Here is a 26,270-nt window from a genome sequence, read left to right as displayed (position 1 = left end):
TGATGGAATGCTTTACAAGATGCTGGCAGGGACATCACGGCGCATCGGTGCGCTGGTCGACCGCCTGCCGAGCCAGTGTGCCGTGTGCCACGCCTGGCCGGCCCGGCGCGTCTGCGACGGCTGCGCCGCCCGTTTTGCGCAACCCCGCGCGCGCTGCACGCGCTGCGCCTTGGTGGTGCCTGAAGGCGTCTCGGAATGCGGCGCCTGCCTGCGCGAGCCGCCTGGCCTGGACGCCTGCTTTGCGGCGGTGGACTACGGTTACCCATGGGCCGGAGCCATCGCCGAATTCAAGTTCCGCAGCGATCCCGGCTGGGCCAAGGCGCTGGCCACGCTGCTGCGCAGCACGCCCTGGGTGGAACCGGCGCTGGACGCCGCCGACCGCGTGCTTCCGGTGCCGCTTTCGCGTGAACGGCTCCAGCAGCGCGGTTTCAACCAGGCCGCCCTGCTGGCCCGCCACATCGCCGGCCCCAAGATGGACGCCACCCTGCTGCTGCGGCTGCGCGCCACCGAGGCGCAAAGTGGCCTGCCCCGCAGCCAGCGCCTGCGCAACCTGCAGAGCGCGTTTGCCATCGAGCCGCACCGCGCCGCCTCCGTGCGGGGGCAACGCATCGTTGTGGTGGACGATGTCATGACCACCGGCGCCACGCTGAATGCCGCAGCCCAGGCACTGCGCGAGGCCGGTGCCGCGCATATCACGGCCATAGTGGTGGCTCGCACCGAATTGAACTGAAGAAACCTTTGTTTACGACGGCGCTGCACAGGTCCGGATGCCCGCACGACAATACGCGCCATGTTCCAAATCGTTCTGGTCGAACCCGAGATACCGCCCAACACCGGCAACGTGATTCGCCTGGCGGCCAACACGGGCTGCACGCTGCACCTGATCGAGCCGCTGGGTTTCTCCATGGAAGACCGGCTGATGCGCCGCGCCGGGCTGGACTATCACGAATACACGCAGGTGCAACGGCATCCGGGATGGACGGCCTTTCTACGCACCGCTCAGCCCGATCCGACGCGCATGTTTGCCCTGACCACGCACGGCAGCCACAGCGTCTACGACACCTGCTTTCTCCCCGGCGACTGGCTGATTTTCGGGGCGGAGACGCGGGGTCTTCCCCCCGAGTTGCGCGAAACCTTCCCGCCCGCGCAGCGCGTACGCCTGCCCATGGTGGCCGGGCAACGCAGCCTGAACCTGTCCAACGCGGTGGCCGTCACCGTCTTTGAGGCTTGGCGCCAGAACAGTTTTGGCATGCCCGGCGTGGCCGCCGCGACCCCGGCGGAGCAGTTGCTCTGACGCCCTGCGACTCTCAGTCCACTGGGTGCCCGTAGGCCAGACGCGGTGAGCGCTCGCTCACAAAATCGAGAAACACCTTGGTGCGCGCCGGCATCATGCGACGCGACGGCAGTGCGGCATACACCGTGTAGCGGGAAAAAATCCAGTCGGGCAACACATGCACCAGTGCACCGCTGGCCAGATAGGGAGCCGCCAGCAATCGCGACATCACCGCCACACCCATGCCATCCACCGCAGCGCGCAGCAGCACGCCCGCGCTAACGGACTGCAATACCACGGGCACCTTCACCTCCTGCGCCGCACCAGCGCCGTGCAGGGGCTGCAGCCGCAACCGTCGCGCGGCGCCGCTCTGGGACCGAACCAGCTGGCCTGAATAACGCAGGTATTCGTGGTTCTGCAGATCGCCGGGCTCGGCAGGCACGCCTTTGCGCTGCAGATACCCCGGTGCAGCAATGACTACAGCCTCCCAGTGGGCCATGGGCCGGGCCACGATGTTGCCGTCATAGTCGTCCCCCGCCACCATGAAAGTGACATCAAATTCGTCCACCCGCATCGCAGGGAACGGGTCTACCAGGATATCGAGCATGAGCTTGGGATAAAGCGCATGCCACGACGCCAGCATCGGCGCAAGAAAATGCGTGGCCAGCAGCGGAGCAGCCAGCACACGAATGGTGCCGCGCAAATCGCGGGTGCTGGCTGCCGCGGCCGCCTCGGCGTCTTCGATTTCGTGCAGGATGGCGCGCACCCGCAGCAGATAGGACTCTCCGGCGTCGGTCAGTGCCAGCTTGCGGGTGGTGCGCTGCAACAGGCGCGTGCCCAGGTGCTGTTCCAGGTCGGCCACCAGCCTGGTGACCACGGGCGGCGATAACTCCATCGACCGTGCCGCCGCGGCAAAGCCGCCCTCCTCGACGACGGCCTGGAAAACACGCATGGTCAACAATCTGTCCATTTTGGTAAATAAATGTTTTCCAATGGCTCGATTGTTCCAGTTTCACGAATTATTCATTGCCAGCGCGGCTCTTTTTCCACGGGATTACCCTCGATAAAGTCCGTTCCATCGATGAGCGAAACCCTTGCAAGCACTCACCGACACAGGACAAGACCGGTGCCAAGACACCCGGACAGATCCTGAGGAAATGGCACTGCTCCGACTGTTTGAAGGAATCATCATGACCACCTACCGCACCCTGGCCGTCGCCGCCCTGGCCTTGAGCGCCATTGCCGCCCAGGCGGACTCTCCACTGCCCCGTGATGGCGACGGCTCCAGCCTCCCCCTCACCATGACCGAGACCCCCGGCGCGCTGACCCGCGAAGCCGTGATCGCAGATCTGGTGGCATCCCGCAAGGCGGGCACGGTGCCCCGTGATGGCGAGTGGTACAACGCCCCGGCGCCGCTGGGCGTCACCTCCTCCGGCGCGTGGCTGCCCGGTGGAATGCCCGCGGCACCATCCAGCGCACTGGACCGCGGCGACCAGTGAGACGCTGAAACCGCAACGGGCTGAACGCGCTTCAGGGCGCAGCGCCGTAACTGCGCGCCAGCGATTCGGCCACGCACACCGGCTTGTCGCTGCCCTCGCGTTCCACCGTCACCAGCCAGGTCATCTGCAGCCCCTCGGGCGCCAGGGGTTCGGTGGCTTGCAGCAGCAGCCGCGCGCGCAGGCGGCTGCCCACGGGCACGGGTGCCGTGAAGCGCACCCGGTTCAGTCCGTAGTTCACCCCCATCCGGGCGCCTTCGATGCGCATTCCGCTCTCGAAAAAGCGCGGAATCAGCGACAGCGTGAGAAAGCCATGGGCAATGGGCCCGCCAAATGGCCCGGCCTTGGCGCGCTCGGGGTCCACATGGATCCACTGCTGGTCCCCCGTGGCCTGGGCAAACAGGTTGACCTGTTCCTGCGTGACAGTGATCCAGTCGGTCACGGCGACTTCCTGGCCCACGCAGGCGCTGACTTCAGAGTAGGAGTGAAAGGTTTTCATGCGGGCAATGGTGCGCCGCTGCCCGCACAAGGCCTGTCAGGCGGGTGACAGCAGCGCCGTCCCCTGCTGCCCACCGGTTGCCCACCGGTTGTCAATCAGGCATCCAGCCAGGAACAGATCCCCTGCCACTGCTCCAGATCGCGCGCCACGCGCGCGGGCGCCACGTCGAACAGCGTGAGACCGTGGGCTGCCAGGTGCACATAGTTCTGCGTGTCGCGCAGATAGCCCAGCACCGGGAAACCCAGGCTGTCCACGAAGTGGTGCAGGTGCTCGGCGGCCTTGGTGCGCGCGTCCACCCGCATGCCCACAATGCCCACCTGCACGCCCGCGGCGTGCCGGTGTGCGGCCAGCTGGTCCAGAAAGGCGCGCGTGGCAAAGATGTCGAACACGCTGGGCTGCAGCGGCACGATGATGCGGTCGGCCAGCTTGAGCACATCGTTCAGGCGCCGGCCATGCAGGCCCGCCGGGGTGTCGAGCACCGCATGCGTGCTGCCCTTGGGCGGCTTGGCAATCTCGTCGGCACTGGCTTCCCAGACGCCAATGGGGCGGGCGGCGGGCGGGCGCAGGCCCAGCCACAGGCGCGCGGACTGCTGGCGATCGGTGTCACCCAGGATCACCGGGTGCCCCTGGCGGGCGTAATACCCGGCCACGTTGGTGGACAGCGTGGACTTTCCCACGCCGCCCTTGGGATTGGCAACAACGACCACTGGCATGACACAACCTCCCGGAATCAACCGTCGAACGAAATTTGAATGAAAAATGCCGCTAGAGCTTATGCATCAGGCGCAAGCAGCTATCAAAATCAAAGCAACTGCCACCTCAGGCATGCTGCCCGCCGCGCTTGACAAAGAACAGCCCCGCACCCACCGCCATCAGCAGGCCGCCAAACACGCGGTTTTGCGTGCGCACGGCGCTGGCGCTGCGCATCAGGCGGCGCAATGCGCTGGCCCCGGCAGCGTAGCCGTGCATCACCGTCACGTCCACCGCCACCGTGGTGGCGGCCATCACCACCAGCTGCATCCACAGCGGACGGCCCTCGGTCATGAACTGGGGCAGCACGGCCACCATGAAGATGATGCCCTTGGGGTTGGTGGCGTTGGTCAGAAAACCCGTGAGAAAGCGCTTTTGCCAGGGGCCGGCCGGTGCCGCGTCGTCCCCCTGAATGGGCGAGGTGGCGCCCGCGCGCCATTGGCTCCAGCCCACATAGATGAGATAGCAGGCGCCCAGCACCTTCACCACGCTGAAAGCCACTTCGGAGGCCAGCAACAGCGAGCCCACGCCCGCGCCGGCAATCAGCAAGATCAGCAGCAGCCCCAGCTGCAGCCCGGCGATGGTGGCCCCGGTCTTGCGCACGCCGTATGAAAGTCCGTGGCTCATCGACAGCACCGCCCCCGAACCCGGCGACACCGCGATCAGGCAAGACGCCGCAAAAAAAGCCAGCCAGGTCTGCAAGTCCATGAGAAAAAAAGCCCCACACAAGAAGGGCAATCATCTTAGCAACCGGACGGCCAACCCATTGAATACGAACAATAATGCGTGCCCGCGCTTATGGATAAAGCGCCACAAGCTATCAACGATATAGCAACCGAAAGCAGTGCCAGAATCGGCGCCACGCCCGCCGCTGGCAGGCCGCCTCCCCCGCCTACGCTCACATCCCATGGAACACGCACCCACCTGGCTCACCTACGGCTTTCTGTACCTGGGCGCGGCGGTGCTGGCCGTGCCCATTGCCAAGGCCCTGGGGCTGGGCGCCATCATTGGCTATCTGGCGGCGGGCATTGCCATCGGACCCTGGGGCCTGGCGCTGGTCAGCAATGTGCAGGACATCCTGCACTTTGCCGAGTTCGGCGTGGTGCTGATGCTGTTCCTCGTGGGGCTGGAACTGCAACCCAGCCGCCTGTGGAGCCTGCGTCGGCCCATTTTTGGTCTGGGTTCGGCGCAGGTGCTGGGCTGTGCCGCCGCTTTGTTTGCGCTGGGCTGGCTGGCGGGGCTGCCCTGGCGCATCAGCCTGGTGGGCGCGCTGGGGCTGGCGCTTTCGTCCACGGCCATCGCGCTGCAATCGCTGTCCGAGCGCAATCTGCTGCGCACCAGCAGCGGGCAGGCGGCGTTTTCCATCTTGCTGTTCCAGGACGTGGCAGCCATTCCCATCCTGGCCCTGCTGCCACTGCTGGGCGCCGCTGCCATCGGCCAGGGCGCCGAACTGGGCGCCGGCGAGCTTGCGGTAGAAGCGCTCAAGATCGTCGGCGTGATCGGCGCCATTGTGCTGGGGGGCCGGTTGCTGCTGCGCCCGCTGCTGCGCTGGATCGCCAAAAGCAAAACCCCCGAAATCTTCACCGCCGCCGCCCTGCTGCTGGTGGTGGCCATTGCATACCTGATGGTGCTGGTGGGGCTGTCGATGGCGCTGGGCGCCTTTCTGGCCGGCGTGCTGCTGGCCGACAGCGAATACCGCCGCGAGCTCGAAGCCGACATCGAGCCCTTCAAGGGCCTGCTGCTGGGGCTGTTCTTCATCGCCGTGGGCATGAGCATCGACTTTGGCGTGCTGATGCGCTCGCCCTGGCAGATGGCCGCCCTCGTGCTGGGTTTTCTTGCCGTTAAAGCGGTGGTGATCTATGGGCTGGCGCGGGCGGCCCAGATTCCTTACCAGGAGCGGCCGGTGTTCACGCTGCTGCTGGCCCAGGGTGGTGAGTTTGCGTTTGTGGTGTTCCAGGCGGCCGCGGGCGCCCGCGTGCTGGCATTTGAAACCGCCTCGCTGCTGATTGGCGCAGTGGCGCTGTCCATGCTGCTGAGCCCGCTGCTGCTGGTGCTGCTCGACCGGCTGCTGCTGCGCCGCTTCGCCACCCTCCAGCAGCCGCCCGCCGCGGCCGAGATTTGCGAGCCCCAGGAGGCGCCCGTGCTCATCGCCGGCTTTGGCCGCTATGGCCAGATCGTGGCCCGCGTGATGCTGGCGCAGGGCGTGCCCGCCACGGTGCTTGACCACAGTGTCGAGATTCTGGAAGTGGCGCGCACCTTTGGCTACCGCGTCTTCTATGGCGACGCCACCCGGCTCGACCTGCTGCGCATGGCCGGCGCCGGCCAGGCCCGCGTACTGGTGGTGGCGGTGGACGACCCCGAGCAGTCGCTCAAGATCGTGGCGCTGGCGCGCAAGCATTTCCCCCAGCTGGCCGTGGTGGCCCGCGCACGCGACCTGACGCACTGGAACGCGTTGCGCGACCTGGGCGTGACGAATGTGCAGCGTGAATTGTTCGAGTCGAGCCTGCTGAGCGCCCGCAGCGTGCTTGAACTCATGGGCCTGCCCCCCACCGAGGCGCAGGACATCACGCAGCGCTTTCGCACACACAACATTGCGCTGGCCGACCGCATGTACCCCCACCACAAAGACCGCGCCAGGATGATTGCCGTGGCGCGCGAAGGGCGCAACCAGCTGGCCGAGCAGATGGCCAAGGAACGACAGGAGCGCCAGGCCGGTGCGTCCGCGCCCACCGATGCCCCCGCAACTCAAGGTTTGCCGGACAATCCGGAACAAAAATAGGCTCTGGCGCTTTCACAATCAGCGCATGCAGCTCACTATTCAATAGCGTTTTCCGATCGCAACCGCCGTCCCACAATCCGCCCCATGGACCTGCCCGAAACCCCGTGGATACACACCCTGCGCTTTGTGCTGGAAATCGCAGCCACCGTCGCTTTTGCGCTGTCGGGCATGATCGCCGCCGCACGCCAGCGCATGGATGCCGTGGGCGTGTGCGTGGTGGCCTTTGTGGGCGCCTTTGGCGGTGGCACCTTGCGCGACCTGCTGCTGGACCAGCGGCCCTTCTTCTGGGTGCGCCACACCGGCTATGTGTGGGGCATCCTGGCGCTGTGCGTGGGCACCATGCTGTTCATGCGCCAGCGCCACTTCCAACCCACCGAACGCGCCATGCTGCTGCCAGACACCATCGGCCTGGGCCTGTTTGCGGCGATCGGGGTGGATGCGGCCATGGCCCTGGGGCTGCCCCCGCTCATCGCCGTCATGATGGGCGTGATCACCGGGGTATTTGGCGGGGTGCTGCGCGACGTGCTGTGCAACGAGGTGCCCCAGGCTTTCAGCGACCACCGTCCCTATGCGCTGTGCGCCTTTGCCGGCGGCTGGGTGGACGTGGCCCTGCGCCAGTTCCAGGCGCCCGATTGGGCCCCGCTGCTGGCCTGCGTGCTGGTGACCGGCGGGCTGCGCGTGCTGGCGCTGTGGCGCAACTGGCAGTTGCCAGCCTGGCGGGTGTAAAAGCGCACTGCGTGTGCGGTGCGCCTTGAAACAAAAATAGCTGCTGGCGCACTAGGCATGTGCGCCAGCAGCTATCAATTTAAATACAGCCGGGCTGCGGATCAGTCGAGACTTGCGCCCGACGACTTGACCACCTTGCCCCACTTCGCCGATTCCGACTTGATGAAGGCAGCAAACTGGGCGGGTGTCTCATTGACGGGCTCGCCGCCCTGGTCAGCAATCTTTTTCTTCACTTCGGGATTGGCCAGCACCTTGGCCAGCGCACCGCTGAGCTTGTCCAGCACCGGCTTGGGCGTGGCCGCGGGGGCAAGCAGGCCGAACCACGACATGGCCTCATAACCGGGCACACCGGCTTCGGCGATGGTCGGCACATCGGGCAGCTCGGGCGAGCGCTTGGCGGTGGTGATGGCAATGGCACGCAGCTTGCCCGAACGCACATGCGGAATCACCGAGGGCATGTTGTCGAACATGATGGCGATCTGGTTGCCCAGCAGGTCGGTCACGGCCGGTGCGCTGCCCTTGTAGGGGATGTGCGTGAGTTCGACCTTGGCCATCGAATTGAACAGTTCGCCCGAGAGGTGCGGCGAGGCGCCGTTGCCGGGCGAGCCAAAGTTGATCTTGCCGGGATTGGCCTTGGCATAGGCAATCATCTCGGGCACCGTCTTGAACGGCTGCTGGGGGTTGGCCACCAGCAGGTTGGGTACATTGGCCACGCGCGTCAGCGGTGCGAAGTCCTTGATGGGATCAAAGGGCATTTTCTTGTACAGACTGGCGTTGATGGACTGCGTGCCCACGGTGCCCATGAACAGGGTGTAGCCGTCGGCCGCAGCCTTGGCGGCATATTGCCCGCCAATGTTGCCGCCCGCACCGGCCTTGTTTTCCACCACCACGGGCTGGCCCAGTTCGGTGGAAAGGTATTGGCCCATCAGGCGTGCCAGGATGTCGGTGGTGCCGCCGGCCGAGAACGGCACGACGATGGTGACGGGCTTGGTGGGGTAGGCCTGCGCGAAGGCGGCGCCCGGCAGGACGGCCGTGCCCGCAGCCAGGCTGGCCAGGACGGCCAGGGCCTTGCGGCGGCCGGTCAGAAACGTGCGGTAGTGGGTAGAAGTGGTCATGGTTGTTTCCTCTGTGTAAATCGGGATTAGAGTCCGCGGCGCGGGCATTGGTTGCCCTTGGCGCAGCAGACGGGTTCGGGGCCTTGCAGGCGGGGCCGGGTTGGAAGAGTGTGGGCAGACATGTGCGAAAGCTTCCCAGGTGCTCACACCCCCGCCACACCCACGGTCATGCCGCCGCAGACATACAAGACCTGGCCCGTGACGAAGCCGCTGCGTGCATCCAGCAGGTAGCTGGCGGCATGGGCCACGTCGTCGGGCGTGCCGATGCGCCGGACGGGCACGGCCTCGATGATGGCGCGGGTGCGCGGTGCGTCGGGCGGGTTGGCGCGGTCGAACAATTCGGTGCGGATGGGGCCGGGCCCGATGGCGTTGGCCGTGATGCCGTGCGCGCCCAGCTCCAGCGCCCACACGCGTGTCATGCCGATCAGGCCGGCCTTGGTGGCGGCGTAGGCGGTGCGCAGCTCCTTGCCCAGCGCCGCGCGCGAGGACATGTTGACAATGCGCCCGAAACCCCCGGTCTTCATGCCCGGCAGCAGCGCCTGCATGCACTGGAAGGCACAGCGCAGGTTCAGCGACACCGCCAGGTCGAACTCGGCCAGCGTCTGGTGCTCGGCATCGGCCGGCACCACCACGCCCACGTTATTGACCAGCCGGGTGATGGGGCCACCGGCCAGCGCCTCGTGCAGCGCCCGCGCGGTGTCTGCCGCATCCGACAGGTCGGCGCGGATGCCGCCGTGCACGGAGTCCACCACGCGGTCGATGATGACCGGCAGGTAGCCCTCGGCGCGGCAGCGCTCGGCAATGGCAGCGCCGATGCCGGCGGCGCCGCCCGTGATCAGCACGCGCTCTGGGGTGGGGTGCGGGCGGGTCATGGCTTTTGCGGGTGCGTTGCGTGCATGACGTGGTGCGCCAACGGCTCAGGCACCCGTGGCCAGAAAGGCGGCCAGTGCGTTGTCAAACGCGGCCGGTGCCTCGAGGTTGGACAGGTGCGAGGCCGGTACTTCGGCCAGGCGCGCACCGGCAATGGCCCGCTGCATGGCCTGCGCATCGGCCACGGTGGTGACCGGGTCGCTGGCACCGGCAATCAGCAACGTTGGCACGCGGATGGTGGCAATCGCCTCCCGCAGATCGGCCTGGGCCAGGGCATCGCAGCAGGCGGCATAGCCTTCGGGCGCGATGCCGGCAATCCAGCCTTGCGCCGTGGCCACCCGTGCGGGCTGGGCTGCAATGAAGGACTCGGTGAACCACCGGCCGGGCGACGAAGCGGCCAGCTCGGCCATGGCTGCGGTGCCTTTTTCACGCACCAGCGCAGACCGCGTTTGCCAGCCTTCGGCCGTACCAATCTTGGCGGCGCTGTTGCACACCACCAGATGGCTCAGGCGCTCGCCCGCGTGCACGCCCAGCCACAGGCCGGTGATGCCACCCATGGAGATGCCGCAAAAGCTGGCCTTGGCAATGCCCAGCGCGTCCAGCAGCGCCAGCACATCACCGCCGAGCTGCTCCAGGCTGTAGGGGCCTTGCGACACCACACTGCCGCCATGGCCGCGGGTGTCGTAACGCAGCACGCGGTGGGTCTGTGCGAAGTGCTGCGCCTGCGCGTCCCACATCTCCAGTGTGGTGCCCAGCGAGTTCGAAAACACCAGCACAGGCGCCTGGGCGGGCCCGTCCAGGCGCACGCGAAAACGCCCGCCGGGGGTTTCGATCGTTTGTGTTTGCATGGCTTGCGTTGTCACGGTCAGACGCGTTCGAGGATCACGGCAATGCCCTGGCCCACGCCGATGCACATGGTGCACAGCGCGTATTTGCCGCCGGTAGCGTGCAGGCGGTTCACGGCCGTGGTGGCCAGGCGGGCACCGCTGGCACCCAGCGGGTGACCGAGCGCAATGGCGCCGCCCCAGGCGTTCACGCGGGCGTCGTCGTCTTTCAGGCCCAGGGCGCGCAGCACGGCCAGGCCCTGCGCGGCAAAGGCTTCGTTGAGCTCGATCACGTCCATGTGGTCGATGGTGAGGCCCGTTTGTGCCAGCACCTTCAGCGTGGCGGGCGTGGGGCCAAAGCCCATGATGCGCGGCGCCACACCAGCGGTGGCCATGCCCACCACGCGGGCGCGCGGCGTCAGGCCGTATTGGGCGGCGCTGGCTTCGTTGGCCAGCAGCAGCGCGCAGGCGCCGTCGTTCACGCCCGAAGCGTTGCCGGCGGTCACGGTACCGTCGGGGCGCACCACGCCCTTGAGCTTGGCCAGCGCTTCCAGGCTGGTCTTGCGCGGGTGTTCGTCGGTGTCCACAACGATGGCATCGCCCTTTTTCTGGGGAATCGTCACCGCCACGATTTCACGGGACAGGTGGCCCGCTTCGATGGCTGCCACGGCACGCAGCTGGCTGTTCATGGCCATCAGGTCTTGCGCTTCGCGCTCGATGCCAAAGTCGGTAGCCACGTTTTCGGCCGTTTCGGGCATCGAATCGACGCCGTACTGCGCCTTCATCAGCTTGTTGACAAAGCGCCAGCCAATGGTGGTGTCATACACCGCGTTGTTGCGCGAGAAGGCGCTTTCTGCCTTGGGCATGACAAACGGGGCGCGGCTCATGCTTTCCACGCCGCCGGCAATCATCAGGCCCGCTTCGCCGGCCTTGATGGCGCGCGCGGCCGTTCCCACGGCATCCAGGCCCGAACCGCACAGGCGGTTGATGGTGGCGCCCGGCACTTCGATTGGCAGGCCCGCCAGCAAGCTGGACATGTGGGCCACGTTGCGGTTGTCTTCACCGGCCTGGTTGGCGCAGCCATACAGCACATCGGTCACGGCGGCCCAGTCCACGCCCGGGTTGCGCGCCATCAACGCCTTGAGCGGGATGGCGCCGAGGTCGTCGGTGCGCACGCTGGACAAGGCACCGCCGTAGCGGCCGAAGGGAGTGCGGATGGCGTCACAGATGAAGGCTTGGGTCATGGTGTCTCCGGGGGTCTTGTGGGATGGGAAAAAATCAGGCCTGGATGGGCAGGCCGACAAGGCGTTCGAGTTCGGCGTGTTCCAGCCCTTCGACCTTGTCGATGAGCTGCAGGCCCTGCGGCGTGCAGGCCAGCGTGGCGAGGTCGGAGTAGATGCGCTTGACGCAGCCAATGCCGGTGAGCGGATAGGTGCACTGCGCCACCACCTTGCTGGCACCCTGCTTGGTGAGCAAGTCCATCATGACCCAGGTCTGCTTGGCACCGATGGCCAGGTCCATGGCACCACCCACAGCCGGAATGGCGCCGGGTTCGCCCGTGCTCCAGTTGGCCAGGTCGCCTGTGGCCGACACCTGGAAGGCACCCAGCACACAGATGTCGAGGTGGCCGCCGCGCATCATGGCAAAGCTGTCGGCGTGGTGGAAATACGCACCGCCGGCCAGCAAGGTGACCGGCTGCTTGCCGGCGTTGATGAGGTCGTAGTCTTCGCTGCCCGCGGCCGGCGCCGGGCCCATGCCCAGGATGCCGTTCTCGCTTTGCAGGATGACCTCGCGGCCTGCGGGAATGTGGTTGGCCACCAGGGTGGGCTGGCCGATCCCCAGGTTGACATAGGCACCGTCGTGGATGTCTTGCGCCACGCGCTTGGCCAACTCTTCTTTACTACGTTTTTGATAGCTGCTCACGCTTGCTCCTTTTGCGCCAGAGGCCAATTTCATGCAGACTTCTTGAAACCACCGGCCTGCGTGGCAACCCGGGCGATCTTCACCACGTGGCTCACATAGACACCCGGCGTAACGATGGCTTCGGGGTCGAGTGCGCCCAGTTCCACCACCTCGTGCACGGTGGCAACCGTAGTCTTGGCGGCGGTGGCCATCACCGGGCCAAAGTTGCGCGCCGACATGCGGTAGGTGAGGTTGCCCCAGCGGTCGCCTTTTTCAGCCTTGATCAGGGCCACGTCGCCATAAATCGGGTATTCCAGCACGTAGTGTTTGCCATTGATTTCGCGCGTTTCCTTGCCCTTGGCCAGCTCGGTGCCATAGGCCGTGGGGCAGAAAAAGGCGCCAATACCGGCACCGGCTGCACGGATGCGCTCGGCCAGGTTGCCCTGGGGCACCAGCTCCAGTTCGAGCTTGCCGCTGCGGTACAGCTCGTCAAACACATAGCTGTCGGCCTGGCGCGGAAAGCTGCAGATGACCTTGCGCACCTGCCCGGCCTTGAGCAACGCCGCCACGCCCTGCTCGGCGTTGCCGGCGTTGTTGTTGACGATGGTCAGGTCGCGCGCGCCGTGGGCAATCAGCCCTTCGATCAGCTCGTCAGGAATGCCCGCCGTGCCGAAGCCGCCAATCAGCACGGTGGCGCCATCTTTCACACCCGAAAGTGCCTGCGCCACCGAGTCCGCTATCTTGTTGATCATGGAAAGTCTTCCGGGAAGTATCAATAAAAGCGCCCTCATTTGTTCGTATAATGAACAAATGTTCGTATAAAGAATTATAAACCGGGCACTCCATGAACACCAATACCCCTCCCGCCAGCCCCAGACCAGGCGACAGCTATGTGCAGTCGTTCGCGCGCGGGCTGGAAGTGATCCGCTCGTTCAGCGCCTCCGCGCCACAGCAGACGCTGAGCGAGGTGGCCGCGAAGACGGGGCTGACCCGCGCTGGCGCCCGGCGCATCCTGCTCACGCTGCAGACACTGGGGTATGTGGAAAGTGATGGCAAGCTGTTTCGCCTTACGCCGCGCATCCTCGACCTCGGCTTTGCCTACCTGTCGTCCATGCCCATCTGGGATCTGGCCGAGCCGGTGATGGAGGAACTGGTGGAGCAGGTGCGCGAATCGTGCTCGGCCTCGGTGCTCGATGGCACCGACATCGTCTATGTACTGCGCGTGCCCACGCACAAAATCATGCGCACCAACCTGGGGGTGGGCTCGCGGCTACCGGCCTCGTGCACCTCGTCGGGACGCATGCTGTTGGCCGCCCTGCCCGATGACGAATTGACGCAGCGCCTGCAAGCCTGCCCGCGCGTGCGGCACACCGAGCTGACCATTACCGACGTGCCCACGCTGCTGGAGCGCATCCGCCAGGTACGCGCGCAGGGCTGGAGCCTGGTCAACCAGGAGCTCGAAGAAGGGCTGATCTCCCTGGCCGCACCACTCACCAACCGCGCCGGCCAGACCGTGGCCGCCATGAACATCAGCGGCCAGGCCAACCGCACCAGCGCCGAGGTCATGCAGGCCACCATGCTGCCCGCGCTGCTGCAGGCCGCGCAGACCATTTCACGCATGTTGGGCACCCAGCGCAACTGACGCGTGCGTCAAAGACAAGTGCTTTGAACCGGCGCCTGCCAGCGACAAACACGGCGCGGCTCAGCTCTTGCGAAAGCCCAGCACCAGCACCACGGCACCCAGCGCAATGGCGCCCAGGCTCAGCCACTGGGGCACATTCACCGTCTCCTTGTCCTTCACGGTGAGTTCCAGCGGGCCAATCTTGGCCTGCGTGGTTTCCTTGGTAAAGCTGAAACCGCCGGTAAAAAATCCGGCCAGCCCCAGCACGATAAGGATCACTCCGGTCACACGCAGTGCATTCATGGCAAATCTCCCAAATCCGGGGCTGTTGGACAACGGCGCAGCAGCGACCCCGGTTTCCCCGCCTGTGCCCGGCCACTGTAGGGCCGGGCGCAGATGGTGCGTGTAGGACAACACCACCGCAACGGCGGCCCGCTGCCAGCGCAGCAGCTGCGTGCTACGCTCTCGCTCCATGTTCAACCCGTCCCAAGCCGACGTGCGCCGCTTCCTCTGCGCGGTGCACGCCAAGACCCAAAGCGGCCAACCCATGGAGGCCATCGAAACCCTGGCCAGCCTGTGGATCGCAGAGCACCCCGAATACCACGCCGAGCTGGCCGATGCCGATGCCGCCGTAGCGCGCAACTACGACGAAACGCCAGAGCAAACCAATCCGTTCTTGCACCTGTCGATGCACCTGTCGATCAGCGAGCAGTGCAGCATCGACCAGCCGCGTGGCATCCGCCAGGCGGTGGAGCTGCTCACGGCGCGCCTCGATTCCCTGCACGACGCGCACCACGCCACCATGGATTGCCTGGGCCAGATGCTGTGGGAAAGCCAGCGCGCCGGGCGTCCGCCCGATGGTGACGCCTATATCGCCTGCGTGCAGCGCCGCGCCACGCGGGACTGAAGCAGCCCCCCACACGGCGTTGACAGCCACGGCAGGATTTGCGCTGCAGCTCATGGACGCCGTGGCGCTGGTCCGCAGGTTCATGGGGCCGGCGCCGGCGCCGGCGTCATGCCGACAGGCCGGAAACCGCACAGTTCCGCGCCCCCGCATGCCCTTCCCGCAGCGCGTAGTCGCGGGGGAATACCAGCACATCACAGCGCACGCCACCCACCAGCCGGCCTGCGACGCTGCCCATCAGCCAATCGACGGGAGCCGGGCGGCGCTGGTACCCGACTGCAATGAGATCGGCGCCAGAGGCTTCGTGCTGCACGGCAAGCTGCCGGGCCGGATCTCCGGCGCCCAGCACCGTGGCGACCCGGTTGCGCCGGGTGTCAAAGGCGGTGGCCAGCGGCAGCATCTTGCGGCGTGCGTGCTCCCGCACTTCGGCGCGATAGGTCTGAATGGCTTGCATCGACGCCTCGGCGCTGCGCAGCTTGGCCTCGTCGCGGCGGTCAATGGCGTGGTAAAGCGCTAGCCGCGCCTCGGCTTGCAGCCCCCCGGCATACCGCACCAACGCCGGTGCGGCCTCGGAAAAATCCACGGCAACCAGCAGATGCTGATAGGCCACCTTGGGCGTGTTCTGCACGATCAGCACCGGACAACGACTGCCGCGCAGGACCCGCGCCCATGGCGAGCCCCGCAGCAGGTGCATCCAGCTGAAACTGGCGCGCCGGTCCATCACCAGCAAGTCAGCTCTCGCCGCTGCGGCCAGCGCATCAGCCACCACGTCACCAGTGCCCTGCCCTCCTGCAACGACGGCAATGTCGTGGCGCCGGGCCAGCTGGCGCGCCCGCTGTTCCAGCCGCGCGTGCGGATCGGTGAACTTGGGATCGGGCATGTCGGTGCCGTAGAGGATGCGCAAACGCGCATGGTGGCTGGCCGCAACCATGGCGGCACGGTCCATTGCCTGCTCGGCGGCGGCAGAAAAATCGGTGAGGGCAACAATGGTTTGAAGGTGCATGAAACTTCCCGGTAAGCGTACGAACGGCCGGCGCAGGGCGCCGCGCTGGATGGCGCCATCAATGCGCCCACGTAACGGAAAACCACGGAACGTGAGCGAAGGGAGGCCGGAAGCTCAATAGCGGCAACGCGACATGCTGTCGCGTGCGTTGGTCCGGCAACACTGCCCGGCGGTGGTTCGATGACGCTCTTGGGGGAAGAAGAAACCGCCGGGCCTAGGAATCTGCGGCCGGCGAAGCTGGTTTCAGAACACCCGTCCTTTGCACGATGCGCGCGCGCAGAGCAGCCGTCTTGGACGACTCGGCGGCACGGACACAGGAGGAAAAAACCAGAAAGCGCATAGGGGCATTTTACGAACGCACCCCCAAAAGGGCAACCAAACCCCTGCGCAGCGTGCCAGATATGCCGGCACCTGGGGCTGCCAACGCCATGTCTGCCGGCAGAAACAAAAGAGCCCGCTGGCTGCGGGCTCTTTGCGCATGGCGCGGGTCGGCGGGGCAAGGCCCCAACCCAAAGTCACATAGTCAGCTCAACGGAAGCGCGATTGCGGCACCGTGTGCAGGTCGCCGTCGAGCGAACCGACATAGCTTGCCAGCGCCTTCAACTCCGCATTGGTGAACTGCTTGGCGATGCCACCCATGATGGCGTTGCCGCGGCCCACATTGGTGTTCTTTTCCACTTTGTAGGACTTGAGCGCCACAAATAGGTAGTCGGCATGCTGGCCGGCGATCTTGGGATAGGAAGGGTCGATGGGCTTGGCGAAGTTGTCGCCGTGGCAGGACACGCAGGCGCCTTTCTTCAACAGCTCGGCCACTTGCACGCTGGGTTCGCGGCCCGGCTTGGCAGCCACTTCGACGCCGGTCTTGCCGTGCTGCTCATAGTAGGCCGACACATCGGCAATGTCCTGCTCGGTCAACGAGTCGGCAATGCCGCGCATGGTGGGGTGCTTGCGCTCGCCCTTCTTGTACGCAGTGAGCGCTGCAGCAATGTACTTGCCACTCTGGCCCGAAATCATGGGCACTTTATGCACTTCAGGAAAGCTGGACTGATAACCCGGAATGCCGTGGCAGCCAATGCACATCGCAATTTTCTGCTTGCCAGCTTCGACATCACCCTTGGCTTCCTGCGCATGGGACAACGCCGTCACGGAAGCGACAGCCAAGGCAAATATCGTGGTCAACGTCTTGTTCATTTTGCGCGCACAATCGTGTGAAGGTTCAGCTCAGGGCTCTGATCAGTCGGCGATTATAGCCAGCGCTTTGTCAAGCCCATCCATCAACGATCCGGTGTTTTTGCTCATGAAATTTCAAGGCTCCCAGACTTACGTCGCCACCCAAGACCTGATGCTTGCCGTGAACGCGGCCATCACGCTGCAACGCCCGCTGCTCGTCAAGGGAGAGCCCGGCACCGGCAAGACCATGCTGGCCGAAGAGGTGGCCCAGGCGCTGGACATGCCGCTGTTGCAATGGCACATCAAGTCCACCACCAAGGCGCAGCAAGGCCTGTATGAATATGACGCCGTGAGCCGACTGCGCGACAGCCAGCTCAATGATGAGGGCAGCGCCGAGCGCGTGAAGGACATCCGCAACTACATCGTGCAGGGCGTGCTGTGGCAGGCCTTCACGGCCGACCGCCCCGTGGCGCTGCTGATCGACGAGATCGACAAGGCCGACATCGAGTTTCCGAACGACCTGCTGCGCGAGATCGACCGCATGGAGTTCTACTGCTACGAAACGCGCGAGCTCATCAAGGCCAAGCACCGCCCCCTGGTGTTCATCACCTCGAACAACGAAAAAGAGCTGCCGGACGCGTTTTTGCGCCGCTGCTTCTTTCACTTCATCAAGTTCCCCGAAGCCGACACCATGCGCCAGATCGTGGATGTGCACTTCCCCACGCTCAAGAGCGAACTGCTGGGCGTGGCGATGAAGACGTTCTACGACGTGCGCAACCTGCCCGGACTGAAAAAGAAACCCTCCACCAGTGAACTGCTCGACTGGCTCAAGCTGCTGGTGGCCGAGGACATTCCGCTGTCGGCCCTGCAAAGCGCCGACAACAAGGTGGCCGTGCCGCCGCTGGTGGGCGCGCTGCTCAAGAACGAGCAGGACGTGAGCCTGTTCGAGAAGCTGGTCTTCATGAACCAGAGAAACCGATGAGCGCTGCGGCGCCCTGCAGCGACCCAGCAGGCATCGCCCCGATGGCTGCCGCACTCCGACAGAACAGGCCCACAGCCCGGGCCACCGCAATGGATATTTCGCATGAGTGACAACCAACGACTGCTGATGGAAGGCGTTTCCGACGCCGTGGGCTTTGTGGGCGGCGCGCTGGCCGGCTTCTGGCTGGGCCAGCTGCTGGGTTTCGACATCTTTGCCACCGGCTACGGTACCGCCAGCCTGGTAGGCATCGTGCTGGTGGGCCTGGGCGGCGGTCTGGGCCTGCACGCGGCACGGCGCTGGCGCGCCAGCCGTCGGGCCAAATCGGAACAGTGACCATGAGCCTGGTAGCACCCGTCACCCTGCGCGAGCGCGGCGTGCGCCTGGAGCCGCTGGCGCTGGCCCATGAAGCCGGGCTGCGCGCGGCGGCTGCCGATGGCGAGCTGTGGAAGCTGCGCATCACCTCGGTGCCCGAGCCCGAGGCCACGCGCGCCTACATCGAGAGCGCGCTGGCCATGCGCGAGCAAGGCCACCGCTTTGCCTTTGCCGTGGTGAACGATGCCACGGGCCAGGTGCTGGGCTCCACGAGCTACCACGACATCGTTCCGGCGGTGAAGCGCGTGGAGATTGGCTACACCTGGTATGCGAAAAGCGTGCAGCGCAGCCATGTCAACACCACTGCCAAGCTGCTGATGATGGGCCACGCCTTCGATACGCTGGGCTGCCATGTGGTGGGCTGGCGTACCGACAATTTCAACTTTGCATCGCAACGCGCCATCGAGCGGCTGGGCGCCAGGAAGGACGGCGTGCTGCGCGGCCACGCACTGCGCCGTGACGGCACCATCCGCGACACGGTGATGTACAGCATGCGCTCGGGCGAATGGCCTGAGGCCAAAGCACAGTTGCTATATCTTTTAGAGCAGCATGCGCAAAACCCATAAGCGCTGGAGGCCAAAATCATGCTGATCGATTTTTTCTACACCCTGCGCGCCGCCAAGCTGCCGGTGTCGGTCAAGGAATACCTCACGCTGCTCGAAGCCCTGCAGGCCGGCGTGGTGGGCCCCAAGTCGGTGGACGGCTGGAGCCTGGACGACTTCTACCACCTGGGCCGCACCGTGCTGGTCAAGGACGAGAAGCACTACGACAAGTTCGACCGCGCCTTTGCCGCCTATTTCAAGGGCGTGGAAATGGTGGCCGACTTCACCAAGGAAATCCCCGCCGACTGGCTGCGCAAGATCCTTGAGAACGAGCTCACGCCCGAGCAAAAAGCCGCCATCGAAAAGATGGGCTGGGACGAACTGATGGAGACGCTGAAAAAGCGCCTCGAAGAACAAAAGGAACGCCACGAGGGCGGCAGCAAATGGATCGGCACCGGCGGCACCAGCCCGTTTGGCCACGGCGGCTACAACCCGCAGGGCATTCGCATTGGCGGCGCCGGCAAGAACAAGAGTGCCGTGAAGGTGTGGGAACAGCGCGCCTACAAGGACTACGACGACCAGCAGGAGCTGGGCACGCGCAACATCAAGGTGGCGCTGCGCCGGCTGCGCAAGTTTGCGCGCGAGGGCCATGAGCTGGAGCTTGACCTGCCCGACACCATCCGCAGCACGGCCGCCAACGCGGGCTTCCTCGACATCAAGATGGTGCCCGAGCGGCACAACAACGTGAAGGTGCTGCTGCTGATGGACGTGGGCGGCACGATGGACGAGCACATCCAGCGCGTGGAAGAGCTTTTCAGTGCCGTGAAGACCGAGTTCAAGCACCTGGAGTTCTACTACTTCCACAACTGCGTGTACGACTTCATGTGGAAGAACAACCGCCGCCGCTTTGCCGAAAAGTTTCCCACCTGGGACATCATCCGCAAGTACAACAAGGACTACAAACTGATCTTCGTGGGCGATGCGACCATGAGCCCCTACGAGATTTTGCAGCCTGGCGGCAGCGTGGAGTACAACAACGAAGAGCCGGGCGCCGAGTGGATCCAGCGCCTCACGCACGCGTTCCCGAAGTTTGCGTGGATCAACCCCGAGCCGCAGGGCGTGTGGCAGTACCGCCAGAGCATCAGCATCATCCAGCAGCTCATCGGCAACCGCATGTACCCTTTGTCACTCAAGGGGCTCGAAGAAACCATGCGGCTGCTGTCAAAATAAGCCCATGCCCATCGCCCCCCCAACGCCGGCCCGATGGCCGGCGTTGCTGTTTTTCTGCATGGTGTGCCTGCAAGGCTGCAGCCTGTTGCCCCGGGGCGAACACAGCGCCGCTGCAGACACCGCCTCCACCCCGGTCACTAACAGTTCCACATTGCCCGCGTTCACGCTCGAAGTGCGTGCGCCCGATGGGGTGCGCGAGACACTGGAGCGCCACCTGGAACTGCAGCGTTACAAGGCCTTGCCCGATCTGCAGGACGGCGAGTTGCAGCGCCTGCTGGCCGCCGCCGACGCAAACGCGCGCGAATTGCTGGGCACCCTGGGCTACTTTGCCCCCACCATCACGGTGCTGATGACCGACACCCCGGGCAGCAGCACCGCCTTGCGTGCCGTGGTGGTGGTGGCAGAGCCCGGCCCGCAAACCCGCATTGCCACCACCCGCATCACCGTGGAGGAGCGCACCGGCGACGACACCGACAACCGCGCACGCCGGCAGGAACGGGTGCAACGCAACTGGTCGCTGCAGCCAGGGCAGCCCTTCACCCAGTCGGCCTGGGACAGCGCCAAGACCGACGGCCTGCGCCAGCTGCAGGTGCGGCGCTACCCCACGGCCCGCATTGCGCAAAGCCGGGCCGAGGTCGATGCGGACACCCACGAGGCTGCGCTGAGCGTGCACTACGACACCGGCCCCGCCTACCGCTTCGGCCCCCTGCAGGTGCAAGGCAGCGAGCGCTACGACCCCGAAGGCGCGCGGCGCCTGGCCCGCTTGCCCACCGGAGCCTTTTATGACGAAGCACAATTGCTGGATGCGCAGTTGCGCCTGGCCAGCAGCGGTTATTACGACGCCGTTTTCCTCACGCTCGACACCGAAGGCGCCGACACGCAAACCGCCCCCGTGGTGGCACAGGTGCGCGAGGCGCGGCTGCAAAAGCTGGTGTTTGGCGCCGGCCTGTCCACCGACAGCGGCCCGCGCCTTTCCATGGACCACATCCATAACCAGCTGCCCGGCATTGGCTGGCGCGCGGTCAGCAAGCTGCTGCTGGACCGCGAGACCAAACTGGCAAGCACCGAATGGACCGACCTGCCCGACGAAAACGGCTGGCGCTGGTTTGCATCGGCCCAGGCGCAGCGCGAAACCACCGGCGACTACGAGGTCAACAGCGCGCGCCTGCGCTCCGGCCGCAGCAAAAGCGGCACGCGCATCGACCGCAACTATTTTCTGCAATACGACTACGCCAACAGCCAGGGCCTGAACGCTCCGTCCTCGGCCACGGCGCTGAGCATGAACTACGGCTGGACGGGCCGCTATTTCAACAGCACCGTGGCGCCCACGCGCGGGTACGGGCTGGCGCTGGAGCTGGGAGCGGGCACCACGCTCACCCCCGATCGCGACCCCTTTGTGCGCACGCTGCTGCGCTGGCAAGCGTTCATGCCGGCCGGCCGCGTGCAGGCCGAAACCGGTGGCGCACGCAACGCCCGCATCGCCCTGCGGGCCGAAGCCGGCGCCGTGCTGGCGCGCCAGGCGGCGCAGATCCCGGTGACACAGCTGTTTCTGACCGGCGGCGACACCACCGTGCGCGGCTATGGCTACCGCGCCATCGGCGCGCGCACCGAGAACAACCAGCTTTACGGCGGACGCTACCTGGGCCTGGCCAGTGTGGAGTGGCAGCGCCCCATCGTTTACAACGGCGCCATGACCGACTGGGAGAGCGCCGTGTTTGTCGATGCCGGCGCTGTAGCTGACCGTGTAGGCGACCTGGACCCTCGCGTCGGCGTGGGTGCCGGCGTGCGCTGGCGCAGCCCGGTGGGCCCGCTGCAGGCCGACCTGGCCTATGGCGTGCAGGCGAAACAATTGCGACTGCATTTGCGCCTGGGGTTCAGCTTCTGATGCGCCGCCAGCCACCCGCCCATCGCGCACCCTCGGCAGATTTCTCGGCGGGTGGCGCCACGCCGTCCGCTGCCCCCGTGCGCGGCCTGCGGAGACGCCGCGCGCTGCGCTTCACCGGCTGGCTGCTGGTGGGCCTGTGCGCGCTGGTGCTGGCGGCCGGCGCGCTGGCCTGGTGGTGGTCGGGCCGCGACAACTCTCTGGCCGCGCTGCTGGCACGCGCCGCCCAATACCTGCCCGCAGGCCAGACGCTGGACAGCCGCGAGGTGAGCGGATCGCTGCGCAGCGGTGGCCGCATTGGCTGGCTGCGCTGGAGCAGCCCCACCCTGCGCGTCGAAATCAGCGATGCCCGCGTGGGCTGGCAGCTTGCGCCCTTGCTGCAGCGGCGCCTGGAGCTGGGCGAGGTGCATGCCGCCACCGTCACGATCACCCCGCTGGGCCCGCCCAGCACCGAACCTTTGACCCCGCTCGACACACTGGTGCTGCCGCTGCAGATCGGCCTGCCCTTTCGCATCGACCGCCTGCAATGGGCCGGCACACCAGCCGTTGAAGCACTCGGGCTGGTGGGCGATTACCGCTTTGACGGGCGCCAGCACCATCTGGCGATTGGCAATGTGGCACTGGCCCAGGGCCGGTACACCGCCCGCGCCACCCTGGACGCCCAGGCCCCCATGGCGCTCGAAGCCACGGTGGACGGCAGCGTGCACCAGGCCGTGCCTGGCAGCAGTGCCAGCGTGCGGGTGCAGGCACACGCCACGCTCAAGGGCACGCTGTCCACGGCGGTGGCGCAATTGCAGCTGGATGCCCGCCTGCGCCCTCTTGCGCCGGACGCACCGGACCCACAGGCTGCCGAAGCCGCCACGCCCCCGGCGTCCAGACCACGCGCTGCACCGGGCACCAAGCCCGCGCCTGCCGGGCAGCGCGCCCCATCCACCCCGGTTTCCGCGCCCGAAACCATGCAGGCCGACTTGCAGGCCACGCTGGCCCCCTGGGCACCCCAGCCAATACAGCAGGCCCGCGCCACGCTGCGCGCCGTCAACCTGGCCACGCTGTGGCCCGAGGCCCCCGCCACGCTGCTGCACGGCACGCTGCAAGCGGGCCCTACGGTGGCGCCGGCCGCTTCGGGCTGGGCCGTGCAGGCGCAAATCCAGAATGCGCTGGCCGGCCCGTGGGACCAATCGCGCCTGCCACTCACCGCCCTGGCCGCCAGCGCCACCTGGGATGGCACGCGCTGGAGCATTCCCGCCGCCACGGCCAGCGTGGGCCAGGGCACGGCCACGGTGCAAGGCCACTACACGCCCGCCACGGGCGCCATCGACGGACAGGCCCAATTGCGCAATCTGCCTCCGGATGCCCTGCACTCGGCACTGGCGGCGGCGCCCCTGTCTGGCAGCGTGGTGGCGCAGACCGAGGGTGGCGGCAGCGTGGCGTTCACGGCCGACATTCAGGCCGGCACTGCCTCGCGGTCGCCCGGCGCCCAGGCCAAAACCCCACCCGTCGGCGCGGACCAGGCCCGCACGCAGCCCGCCCCTGCGCTGCGCATCCATGCCCTGCACGCCCAAGGGCAATGGCAGGCGCGCGATGGTGGCGGCACCGTGCAGCTAGACCGCCTGCTGGTCGATGCCATGCAGGCGCGGCTGGAGGCCACCGCGCTGCGGGTAACGCTGGGCGACATCGCGGTGCAAGGCCAACTGCAGCTCATCGTGCCCGGCGCCAGCGCCCAGGCCAAGGGGCGCTGGCGCCCCGCTCCGGCGCCGGAGAGCTGCAGGTGCAGTGGACCGACGCCGACCGCACCCAGCGCTGGCTGACCAGCCTGCCGGGCCTGGCCACGGCCCTGCAAGGCGCCACGCTCAAGGGCCAGGCGCAACTGACCAGCCGATGGACAGGCGGCTGGCAAAGCCTGGCTGAACAACTGCAGGCCGCCCGCGCAGGCACGGCGCCGCCTGCGGAAAAAGCCCCGTTCACGCTGCTGGCCACGCTGACCGCGCCGCAACTCGACCTGACTCTTCCACCGGGCAACGCAGCGACGGCGACCGCTGTGCAGTTGCAATCGCTGCGGGCAGAACTGTCGGGTTCGCTGCGGCAGGCCAGCCTGGCACTGGACGGCCAACTGCGCTCGGGCCAGCTGCGGGCCACGCTGCACACCCGTGTTTCGGGCGGGCTGGCATCGGCCGCGCTGTGGAAGGCGCAGGTGAACGCCTTGCGTGTGCAGGCGCAAGACACCGCCCGCCCCGCCGGCCCCTGGACCCTGGAGCTCGCCGAGCCCCTGGCCCTGACGGCGCAAGCGGGCCCGCCCACCGCCCCGCCCGGCACATCGGGCATGGTGGTGGTGAAGGCTGCGGCCGGTCAGGCCCGCGTTACCGGCCCGCTGCCAGGCACCGTGGCGCTGCAATGGCAACCTGTGCGCTACCAGTCCGGGCCCGGCACGGCATCACGCCTGCAAAGCCAGGGCCGCCTGCAGGGCCTGCCCTTTGCCTGGCTGGATGCGCCGGGGCTGGAGGGCGCGCCCGCGGTGGCCGGCCAACCCGTGCAGCCGCTGCTGGCCCGCCTGGGCCTCGCCGGCGACATGCTGCTGGAAGGCCAGTGGAACGTGGACGCCGGCGCCACCCTGCGCGCCCAGGCCAGCCTGCGGCGCACCGGCGGCGACCTGCGCATCCTCACCGGCGAAGCCGCCCCTGTCACGGTGCTGCAAAGCTCTGGCCAGGGCACCGGCACGGGCAGCCCCACGGCCATCACCGCCCCCGAGCCCGGCACCCGCGCCGGCGTGCGCCAGGCCGAGCTGACGCTGGAGGCAGAAGGCGAAGCCCTGCGCGCACGCCTGCTCTGGGCCAGCGATCGGGCCGGCGAAATCGATGCCAGCGCCAGCACCCGCATCACCCCAGGCAACACGCTGGCGGGTATCGCCTGGGCGCCCGATGCACCGCTGGCCGCCAGCGTGCGCGCGCGCCTTCCCGACGTGGGCGTATGGTCGGCCCTGGCCCCGCCCGGCTGGCGCGTGCGCGGCACGCTCGACGCCAACGCCACCCTGTCAGGCACCCGCAGCGCCCCCCGCTGGGCCGGCACGCTGGGTGCCGATGGCCTGGCCGTGCGCTCCATCGTCGATGGGGTGGACCTGCAAAACGGCCAGCTGCGCGCCACGCTGCGGGGCAACCAGCTAGACATCACCGAGTTCCGCCTCCAAGGCGGGCGCGGCAGCAACGCACGCATTGCGGGCTTCAGCGGCAACCGCACGCCCGCGCCACAATACGGCGGCACCCTCACCGGCTCGGGCCGCCTGGGCTGGGGCGAGCCCGGGGCGGGCCTGTCGGGCATCACCATGGACATCGCCGCCGAGGCCCGCGCGCTGCAGGTGCTGGTGCGCGCCGACCGGCAGGTCAGCGTGTCGGGCCGGGTGCAGGCGCAATTGCAGCAAGGACAGTTCAGCCTGCGCGGCAAGCTCACCACCGACCGGGCCACCATCATCCTGCCCGACGAATCGGCGCCCAGCCTGGGCTCGGACGTGGTGGTGCGCTCAGCCGCCAAAGACCGCGCCGACCAGGCCAAGGCCCAGGTGGCCGCCCGCGCCAACCAGAAAGCGGCGCAGGCTGAAACTGCACTGCCGCCCGCCGTGGCCATCACCCTCAACCTAGGACGCGACTTTGCGCTGCAGGGCCAGGGAATCACCACCCGCCTCATGGGCGAGCTGGACATCCGCAGCAGCACCGTGCCCGGCGCACCGCCGCGCGTGACGGGCGAAGTGCGCACCGACGCAGGCCGCTACCGCGCCTGGGGCCAGGTGCTGGACGTGGAGACGGGCCTGATCCGCTTCAACGGCCCCTACAACAACCCCGCGCTCGACATTCTGGCGCTGCGCCCCAACATCAGCGTGCGCGCAGGCGTGCAGGTCACCGGCTCGGCCCTGGCGCCCCGCGTGCGGCTGTATTCCGACCCCGAACTGCCCGACGCCGAAAAGCTCTCCTGGGTGGTGCTGGGCCGCGATGCGGCCAACGGCGGCGCCGAAGCCGCCGTGTTGCAGCAGGCCGCCCTGACCCTGCTGGGCCGCGGCGGCGCCAGCCCCACCGCCCAGGTGGCCAGCCGCCTGGGACTCGACGAAATCGGTTTCAAGGGCCCCGGCGCCGGCGAAGACGCCACCAGCGCCGCGCTCACCTTCGGCAAACGCCTGTCCAAGGACATGTATGTGACCTACGAACGCAGCCTGTCGGGCACGCTGGGCACGCTCTACATCTTCTACGACCTGTCGCGTCGCCTCACGCTGCGCGGCCAGACGGGCGAGAAGAGCGCCGTGGACATCATCTACACCGTGCGCTACGACTGATCCGGGCGCCGTTTT

General features: G+C 67.0%; 25 protein-coding genes and 1 pseudogene. 13 read left to right on the top strand and 13 right to left on the bottom strand.

Annotated elements, in window-relative coordinates:
• Positions 1-7: 7 nt before the first annotated feature.
• Together CBP34_RS03885 and CBP34_RS03880 are read left to right on the top strand one after the other, a co-directional pair.
• Positions 8-730, top strand: coding sequence for a ComF family protein (locus tag CBP34_RS03885; protein WP_094097357.1), 723 nt, complete (start codon positions 8-10; stop codon positions 728-730).
• A 60-nt stretch (positions 731-790) separates the two neighbouring features.
• On the top strand, positions 791-1,294 hold the full coding sequence (locus CBP34_RS03880; RefSeq protein WP_094097356.1) for a tRNA (cytidine(34)-2'-O)-methyltransferase: 504 nt from the start codon (positions 791-793) through the stop codon (positions 1,292-1,294).
• Positions 1,295-1,307: 13 nt separating this feature from the next.
• On the opposite strand, the gene CBP34_RS03875 is transcribed toward CBP34_RS03880, so the two are convergent.
• Complete coding sequence (locus tag CBP34_RS03875; RefSeq protein ID WP_086911475.1) at positions 1,308-2,243, bottom strand: LysR family transcriptional regulator; 936 nt, start codon at positions 2,241-2,243, stop codon at positions 1,308-1,310.
• A gap of 187 nt (positions 2,244-2,430) precedes the next feature.
• On the opposite strand from CBP34_RS03875, the gene CBP34_RS03870 reads away from it, so the two are divergent.
• The gene (locus CBP34_RS03870) at positions 2,431-2,772 is read left to right on the top strand and encodes a DUF4148 domain-containing protein (protein ID WP_236748503.1); all 342 of its coding nucleotides are present in this window, start codon (positions 2,431-2,433) and stop codon (positions 2,770-2,772) included.
• Between the two features lie 31 nt (positions 2,773-2,803).
• Here CBP34_RS03870 and CBP34_RS03865 read toward each other — a convergent pair whose 3' ends face one another.
• The 3 genes from CBP34_RS03865 to CBP34_RS03855 all read right to left on the bottom strand — a co-directional run bounded on the left by CBP34_RS03865 (position 2,804) and on the right by CBP34_RS03855 (position 4,726).
• Positions 2,804-3,268 (bottom strand): MaoC family dehydratase, encoded by a 465-nt coding sequence (locus CBP34_RS03865; RefSeq protein ID WP_086911474.1) that lies wholly within the window; start codon positions 3,266-3,268, stop codon positions 2,804-2,806.
• A 95-nt stretch (positions 3,269-3,363) separates the two neighbouring features.
• On the bottom strand, positions 3,364-3,981 hold the full coding sequence (locus CBP34_RS03860; RefSeq protein WP_094097355.1) for a ParA family protein: 618 nt from the start codon (positions 3,979-3,981) through the stop codon (positions 3,364-3,366).
• A 106-nt stretch (positions 3,982-4,087) separates the two neighbouring features.
• On the bottom strand, positions 4,088-4,726 hold the full coding sequence (locus tag CBP34_RS03855; protein ID WP_086928620.1) for a LysE family transporter: 639 nt from the start codon (positions 4,724-4,726) through the stop codon (positions 4,088-4,090).
• 199 nt (positions 4,727-4,925) lie between these two features.
• Between CBP34_RS03855 and kefC the strand changes: the two genes are divergently transcribed.
• Entirely contained in the window at positions 4,926-6,797 is a 1,872-nt protein-coding gene (gene kefC, locus CBP34_RS03850) for a glutathione-regulated potassium-efflux system protein KefC (RefSeq protein ID WP_094097354.1), read from the top strand.
• An 84-nt stretch (positions 6,798-6,881) separates the two neighbouring features.
• Positions 6,882-7,523, top strand: coding sequence for a trimeric intracellular cation channel family protein (locus CBP34_RS03845; protein ID WP_086911470.1), 642 nt, complete (start codon positions 6,882-6,884; stop codon positions 7,521-7,523).
• 101 nt (positions 7,524-7,624) lie between these two features.
• Here CBP34_RS03845 and CBP34_RS03840 read toward each other — a convergent pair whose 3' ends face one another.
• The 6 genes from CBP34_RS03840 to CBP34_RS03815 form a co-directional block, all read right to left on the bottom strand.
• Positions 7,625-8,638, bottom strand: a complete 1,014-nt coding sequence (locus tag CBP34_RS03840; RefSeq protein ID WP_094097353.1) for a Bug family tripartite tricarboxylate transporter substrate binding protein — start codon at positions 8,636-8,638, stop codon at positions 7,625-7,627.
• Positions 8,639-8,781: 143 nt separating this feature from the next.
• Positions 8,782-9,510, bottom strand: a complete 729-nt coding sequence (locus CBP34_RS03835; protein WP_094097352.1) for an SDR family NAD(P)-dependent oxidoreductase — start codon at positions 9,508-9,510, stop codon at positions 8,782-8,784.
• A gap of 45 nt (positions 9,511-9,555) precedes the next feature.
• Positions 9,556-10,356 (bottom strand): 3-oxoadipate enol-lactonase, encoded by an 801-nt coding sequence (gene pcaD / locus CBP34_RS03830; RefSeq protein WP_094099055.1) that lies wholly within the window; start codon positions 10,354-10,356, stop codon positions 9,556-9,558.
• Between the two features lie 17 nt (positions 10,357-10,373).
• Entirely contained in the window at positions 10,374-11,576 is a 1,203-nt protein-coding gene (gene pcaF, locus CBP34_RS03825) for a 3-oxoadipyl-CoA thiolase (protein WP_094097351.1), read from the bottom strand.
• A 34-nt stretch (positions 11,577-11,610) separates the two neighbouring features.
• Complete coding sequence (locus CBP34_RS03820; protein WP_094099054.1) at positions 11,611-12,255, bottom strand: 3-oxoacid CoA-transferase subunit B; 645 nt, start codon at positions 12,253-12,255, stop codon at positions 11,611-11,613.
• A gap of 29 nt (positions 12,256-12,284) precedes the next feature.
• On the bottom strand, positions 12,285-12,986 hold the full coding sequence (locus CBP34_RS03815) for a 3-oxoacid CoA-transferase subunit A (protein WP_086911466.1): 702 nt from the start codon (positions 12,984-12,986) through the stop codon (positions 12,285-12,287).
• A 92-nt stretch (positions 12,987-13,078) separates the two neighbouring features.
• On the opposite strand from CBP34_RS03815, the gene CBP34_RS03810 reads away from it, so the two are divergent.
• The gene (locus tag CBP34_RS03810; RefSeq protein ID WP_086911465.1) at positions 13,079-13,876 is read left to right on the top strand and encodes an IclR family transcriptional regulator; all 798 of its coding nucleotides are present in this window, start codon (positions 13,079-13,081) and stop codon (positions 13,874-13,876) included.
• A 60-nt stretch (positions 13,877-13,936) separates the two neighbouring features.
• Here CBP34_RS03810 and CBP34_RS03805 read toward each other — a convergent pair whose 3' ends face one another.
• Positions 13,937-14,158, bottom strand: a complete 222-nt coding sequence (locus tag CBP34_RS03805) for a hypothetical protein (RefSeq protein ID WP_204247606.1) — start codon at positions 14,156-14,158, stop codon at positions 13,937-13,939.
• Positions 14,159-14,327: 169 nt separating this feature from the next.
• Here CBP34_RS03805 and CBP34_RS03800 point away from each other — a divergent pair, with 169 nt between their 5' ends.
• Positions 14,328-14,762, top strand: coding sequence for a DUF1841 family protein (locus tag CBP34_RS03800; protein ID WP_086926688.1), 435 nt, complete (start codon positions 14,328-14,330; stop codon positions 14,760-14,762).
• 106 nt (positions 14,763-14,868) lie between these two features.
• Here the strand turns inward: CBP34_RS03800 and CBP34_RS03795 are convergent, their stop codons facing one another.
• Together CBP34_RS03795 and CBP34_RS03790 are read right to left on the bottom strand one after the other, a co-directional pair.
• On the bottom strand, positions 14,869-15,762 hold the full coding sequence (locus tag CBP34_RS03795) for a universal stress protein (protein WP_094097350.1): 894 nt from the start codon (positions 15,760-15,762) through the stop codon (positions 14,869-14,871).
• Positions 15,763-16,290: 528 nt separating this feature from the next.
• Entirely contained in the window at positions 16,291-16,953 is a 663-nt protein-coding gene (locus CBP34_RS03790) for a c-type cytochrome (RefSeq protein WP_086926686.1), read from the bottom strand.
• Positions 16,954-17,059: 106 nt separating this feature from the next.
• Between CBP34_RS03790 and CBP34_RS03785 the strand changes: the two genes are divergently transcribed.
• The 6 genes and pseudogenes from CBP34_RS03785 to CBP34_RS03760 all read left to right on the top strand — a co-directional run bounded on the left by CBP34_RS03785 (position 17,060) and on the right by CBP34_RS03760 (position 26,255).
• Positions 17,060-17,914, top strand: coding sequence for an AAA family ATPase (locus CBP34_RS03785; RefSeq protein ID WP_086911461.1), 855 nt, complete (start codon positions 17,060-17,062; stop codon positions 17,912-17,914).
• A gap of 102 nt (positions 17,915-18,016) precedes the next feature.
• Complete coding sequence (locus CBP34_RS03780) at positions 18,017-18,247, top strand: hypothetical protein (protein WP_094097349.1); 231 nt, start codon at positions 18,017-18,019, stop codon at positions 18,245-18,247.
• 2 nt (positions 18,248-18,249) lie between these two features.
• Positions 18,250-18,852 (top strand): GNAT family N-acetyltransferase, encoded by a 603-nt coding sequence (locus CBP34_RS03775; protein ID WP_094097348.1) that lies wholly within the window; start codon positions 18,250-18,252, stop codon positions 18,850-18,852.
• Between the two features lie 18 nt (positions 18,853-18,870).
• On the top strand, positions 18,871-20,058 hold the full coding sequence (locus CBP34_RS03770; protein WP_086926683.1) for a vWA domain-containing protein: 1,188 nt from the start codon (positions 18,871-18,873) through the stop codon (positions 20,056-20,058).
• Positions 20,059-20,062: 4 nt separating this feature from the next.
• A complete protein-coding gene (locus CBP34_RS03765; protein ID WP_094097347.1) occupies positions 20,063-21,943 on the top strand; it encodes an autotransporter assembly complex protein TamA in 1,881 nt (626 codons plus the stop codon).
• Positions 21,943-26,255: pseudogene (locus CBP34_RS03760) on the top strand (translocation/assembly module TamB domain-containing protein). Before CBP34_RS03765 ends, CBP34_RS03760 begins: the two are co-directional and overlap by 1 nt.
• The last annotated feature ends 15 nt before the right edge of the window (positions 26,256-26,270 follow it).

This window comes from Acidovorax carolinensis, from assembly GCF_002157145.1.
Taxonomy (GTDB): Bacteria; Pseudomonadota; Gammaproteobacteria; order Burkholderiales; family Burkholderiaceae_C; genus Acidovorax; species Acidovorax carolinensis.
Note: the sequence above shows the minus strand (reverse complement) of the source record. Positions and strands in the feature narration are given on the sequence as shown.

Coding starts and splice junctions, on each gene's coding strand:
- CBP34_RS03845 (WP_086911470.1), top strand. CDS start 6,882: ATGGACCTGCCCGAAACCCCGTGGATACACACCCTGCGCTTTGTGCTG.
- CBP34_RS03815 (WP_086911466.1), bottom strand. CDS start 12,986: ATGATCAACAAGATAGCGGACTCGGTGGCGCAGGCACTTTCGGGTGTG.
- CBP34_RS03835 (WP_094097352.1), bottom strand. CDS start 9,510: ATGACCCGCCCGCACCCCACCCCAGAGCGCGTGCTGATCACGGGCGGC.
- pcaF (WP_094097351.1), bottom strand. CDS start 11,576: ATGACCCAAGCCTTCATCTGTGACGCCATCCGCACTCCCTTCGGCCGC.
- CBP34_RS03765 (WP_094097347.1), top strand. CDS start 20,063: ATGCCCATCGCCCCCCCAACGCCGGCCCGATGGCCGGCGTTGCTGTTT.
- CBP34_RS03865 (WP_086911474.1), bottom strand. CDS start 3,268: ATGAAAACCTTTCACTCCTACTCTGAAGTCAGCGCCTGCGTGGGCCAG.
- CBP34_RS03860 (WP_094097355.1), bottom strand. CDS start 3,981: ATGCCAGTGGTCGTTGTTGCCAATCCCAAGGGCGGCGTGGGAAAGTCC.
- CBP34_RS03880 (WP_094097356.1), top strand. CDS start 791: ATGTTCCAAATCGTTCTGGTCGAACCCGAGATACCGCCCAACACCGGC.
- pcaD (WP_094099055.1), bottom strand. CDS start 10,356: ATGCAAACACAAACGATCGAAACCCCCGGCGGGCGTTTTCGCGTGCGC.
- CBP34_RS03795 (WP_094097350.1), bottom strand. CDS start 15,762: ATGCACCTTCAAACCATTGTTGCCCTCACCGATTTTTCTGCCGCCGCC.
- kefC (WP_094097354.1), top strand. CDS start 4,926: ATGGAACACGCACCCACCTGGCTCACCTACGGCTTTCTGTACCTGGGC.
- CBP34_RS03840 (WP_094097353.1), bottom strand. CDS start 8,638: ATGACCACTTCTACCCACTACCGCACGTTTCTGACCGGCCGCCGCAAG.
- CBP34_RS03785 (WP_086911461.1), top strand. CDS start 17,060: ATGAAATTTCAAGGCTCCCAGACTTACGTCGCCACCCAAGACCTGATG.
- CBP34_RS03885 (WP_094097357.1), top strand. CDS start 8: ATGCTTTACAAGATGCTGGCAGGGACATCACGGCGCATCGGTGCGCTG.
- CBP34_RS03780 (WP_094097349.1), top strand. CDS start 18,017: ATGAGTGACAACCAACGACTGCTGATGGAAGGCGTTTCCGACGCCGTG.
- CBP34_RS03870 (WP_236748503.1), top strand. CDS start 2,431: ATGGCACTGCTCCGACTGTTTGAAGGAATCATCATGACCACCTACCGC.
- CBP34_RS03790 (WP_086926686.1), bottom strand. CDS start 16,953: ATGAACAAGACGTTGACCACGATATTTGCCTTGGCTGTCGCTTCCGTG.
- CBP34_RS03810 (WP_086911465.1), top strand. CDS start 13,079: ATGAACACCAATACCCCTCCCGCCAGCCCCAGACCAGGCGACAGCTAT.
- CBP34_RS03875 (WP_086911475.1), bottom strand. CDS start 2,243: ATGGACAGATTGTTGACCATGCGTGTTTTCCAGGCCGTCGTCGAGGAG.
- CBP34_RS03800 (WP_086926688.1), top strand. CDS start 14,328: ATGTTCAACCCGTCCCAAGCCGACGTGCGCCGCTTCCTCTGCGCGGTG.
- CBP34_RS03855 (WP_086928620.1), bottom strand. CDS start 4,726: ATGGACTTGCAGACCTGGCTGGCTTTTTTTGCGGCGTCTTGCCTGATC.
- CBP34_RS03805 (WP_204247606.1), bottom strand. CDS start 14,158: ATGAATGCACTGCGTGTGACCGGAGTGATCCTTATCGTGCTGGGGCTG.
- CBP34_RS03775 (WP_094097348.1), top strand. CDS start 18,250: ATGAGCCTGGTAGCACCCGTCACCCTGCGCGAGCGCGGCGTGCGCCTG.
- CBP34_RS03770 (WP_086926683.1), top strand. CDS start 18,871: ATGCTGATCGATTTTTTCTACACCCTGCGCGCCGCCAAGCTGCCGGTG.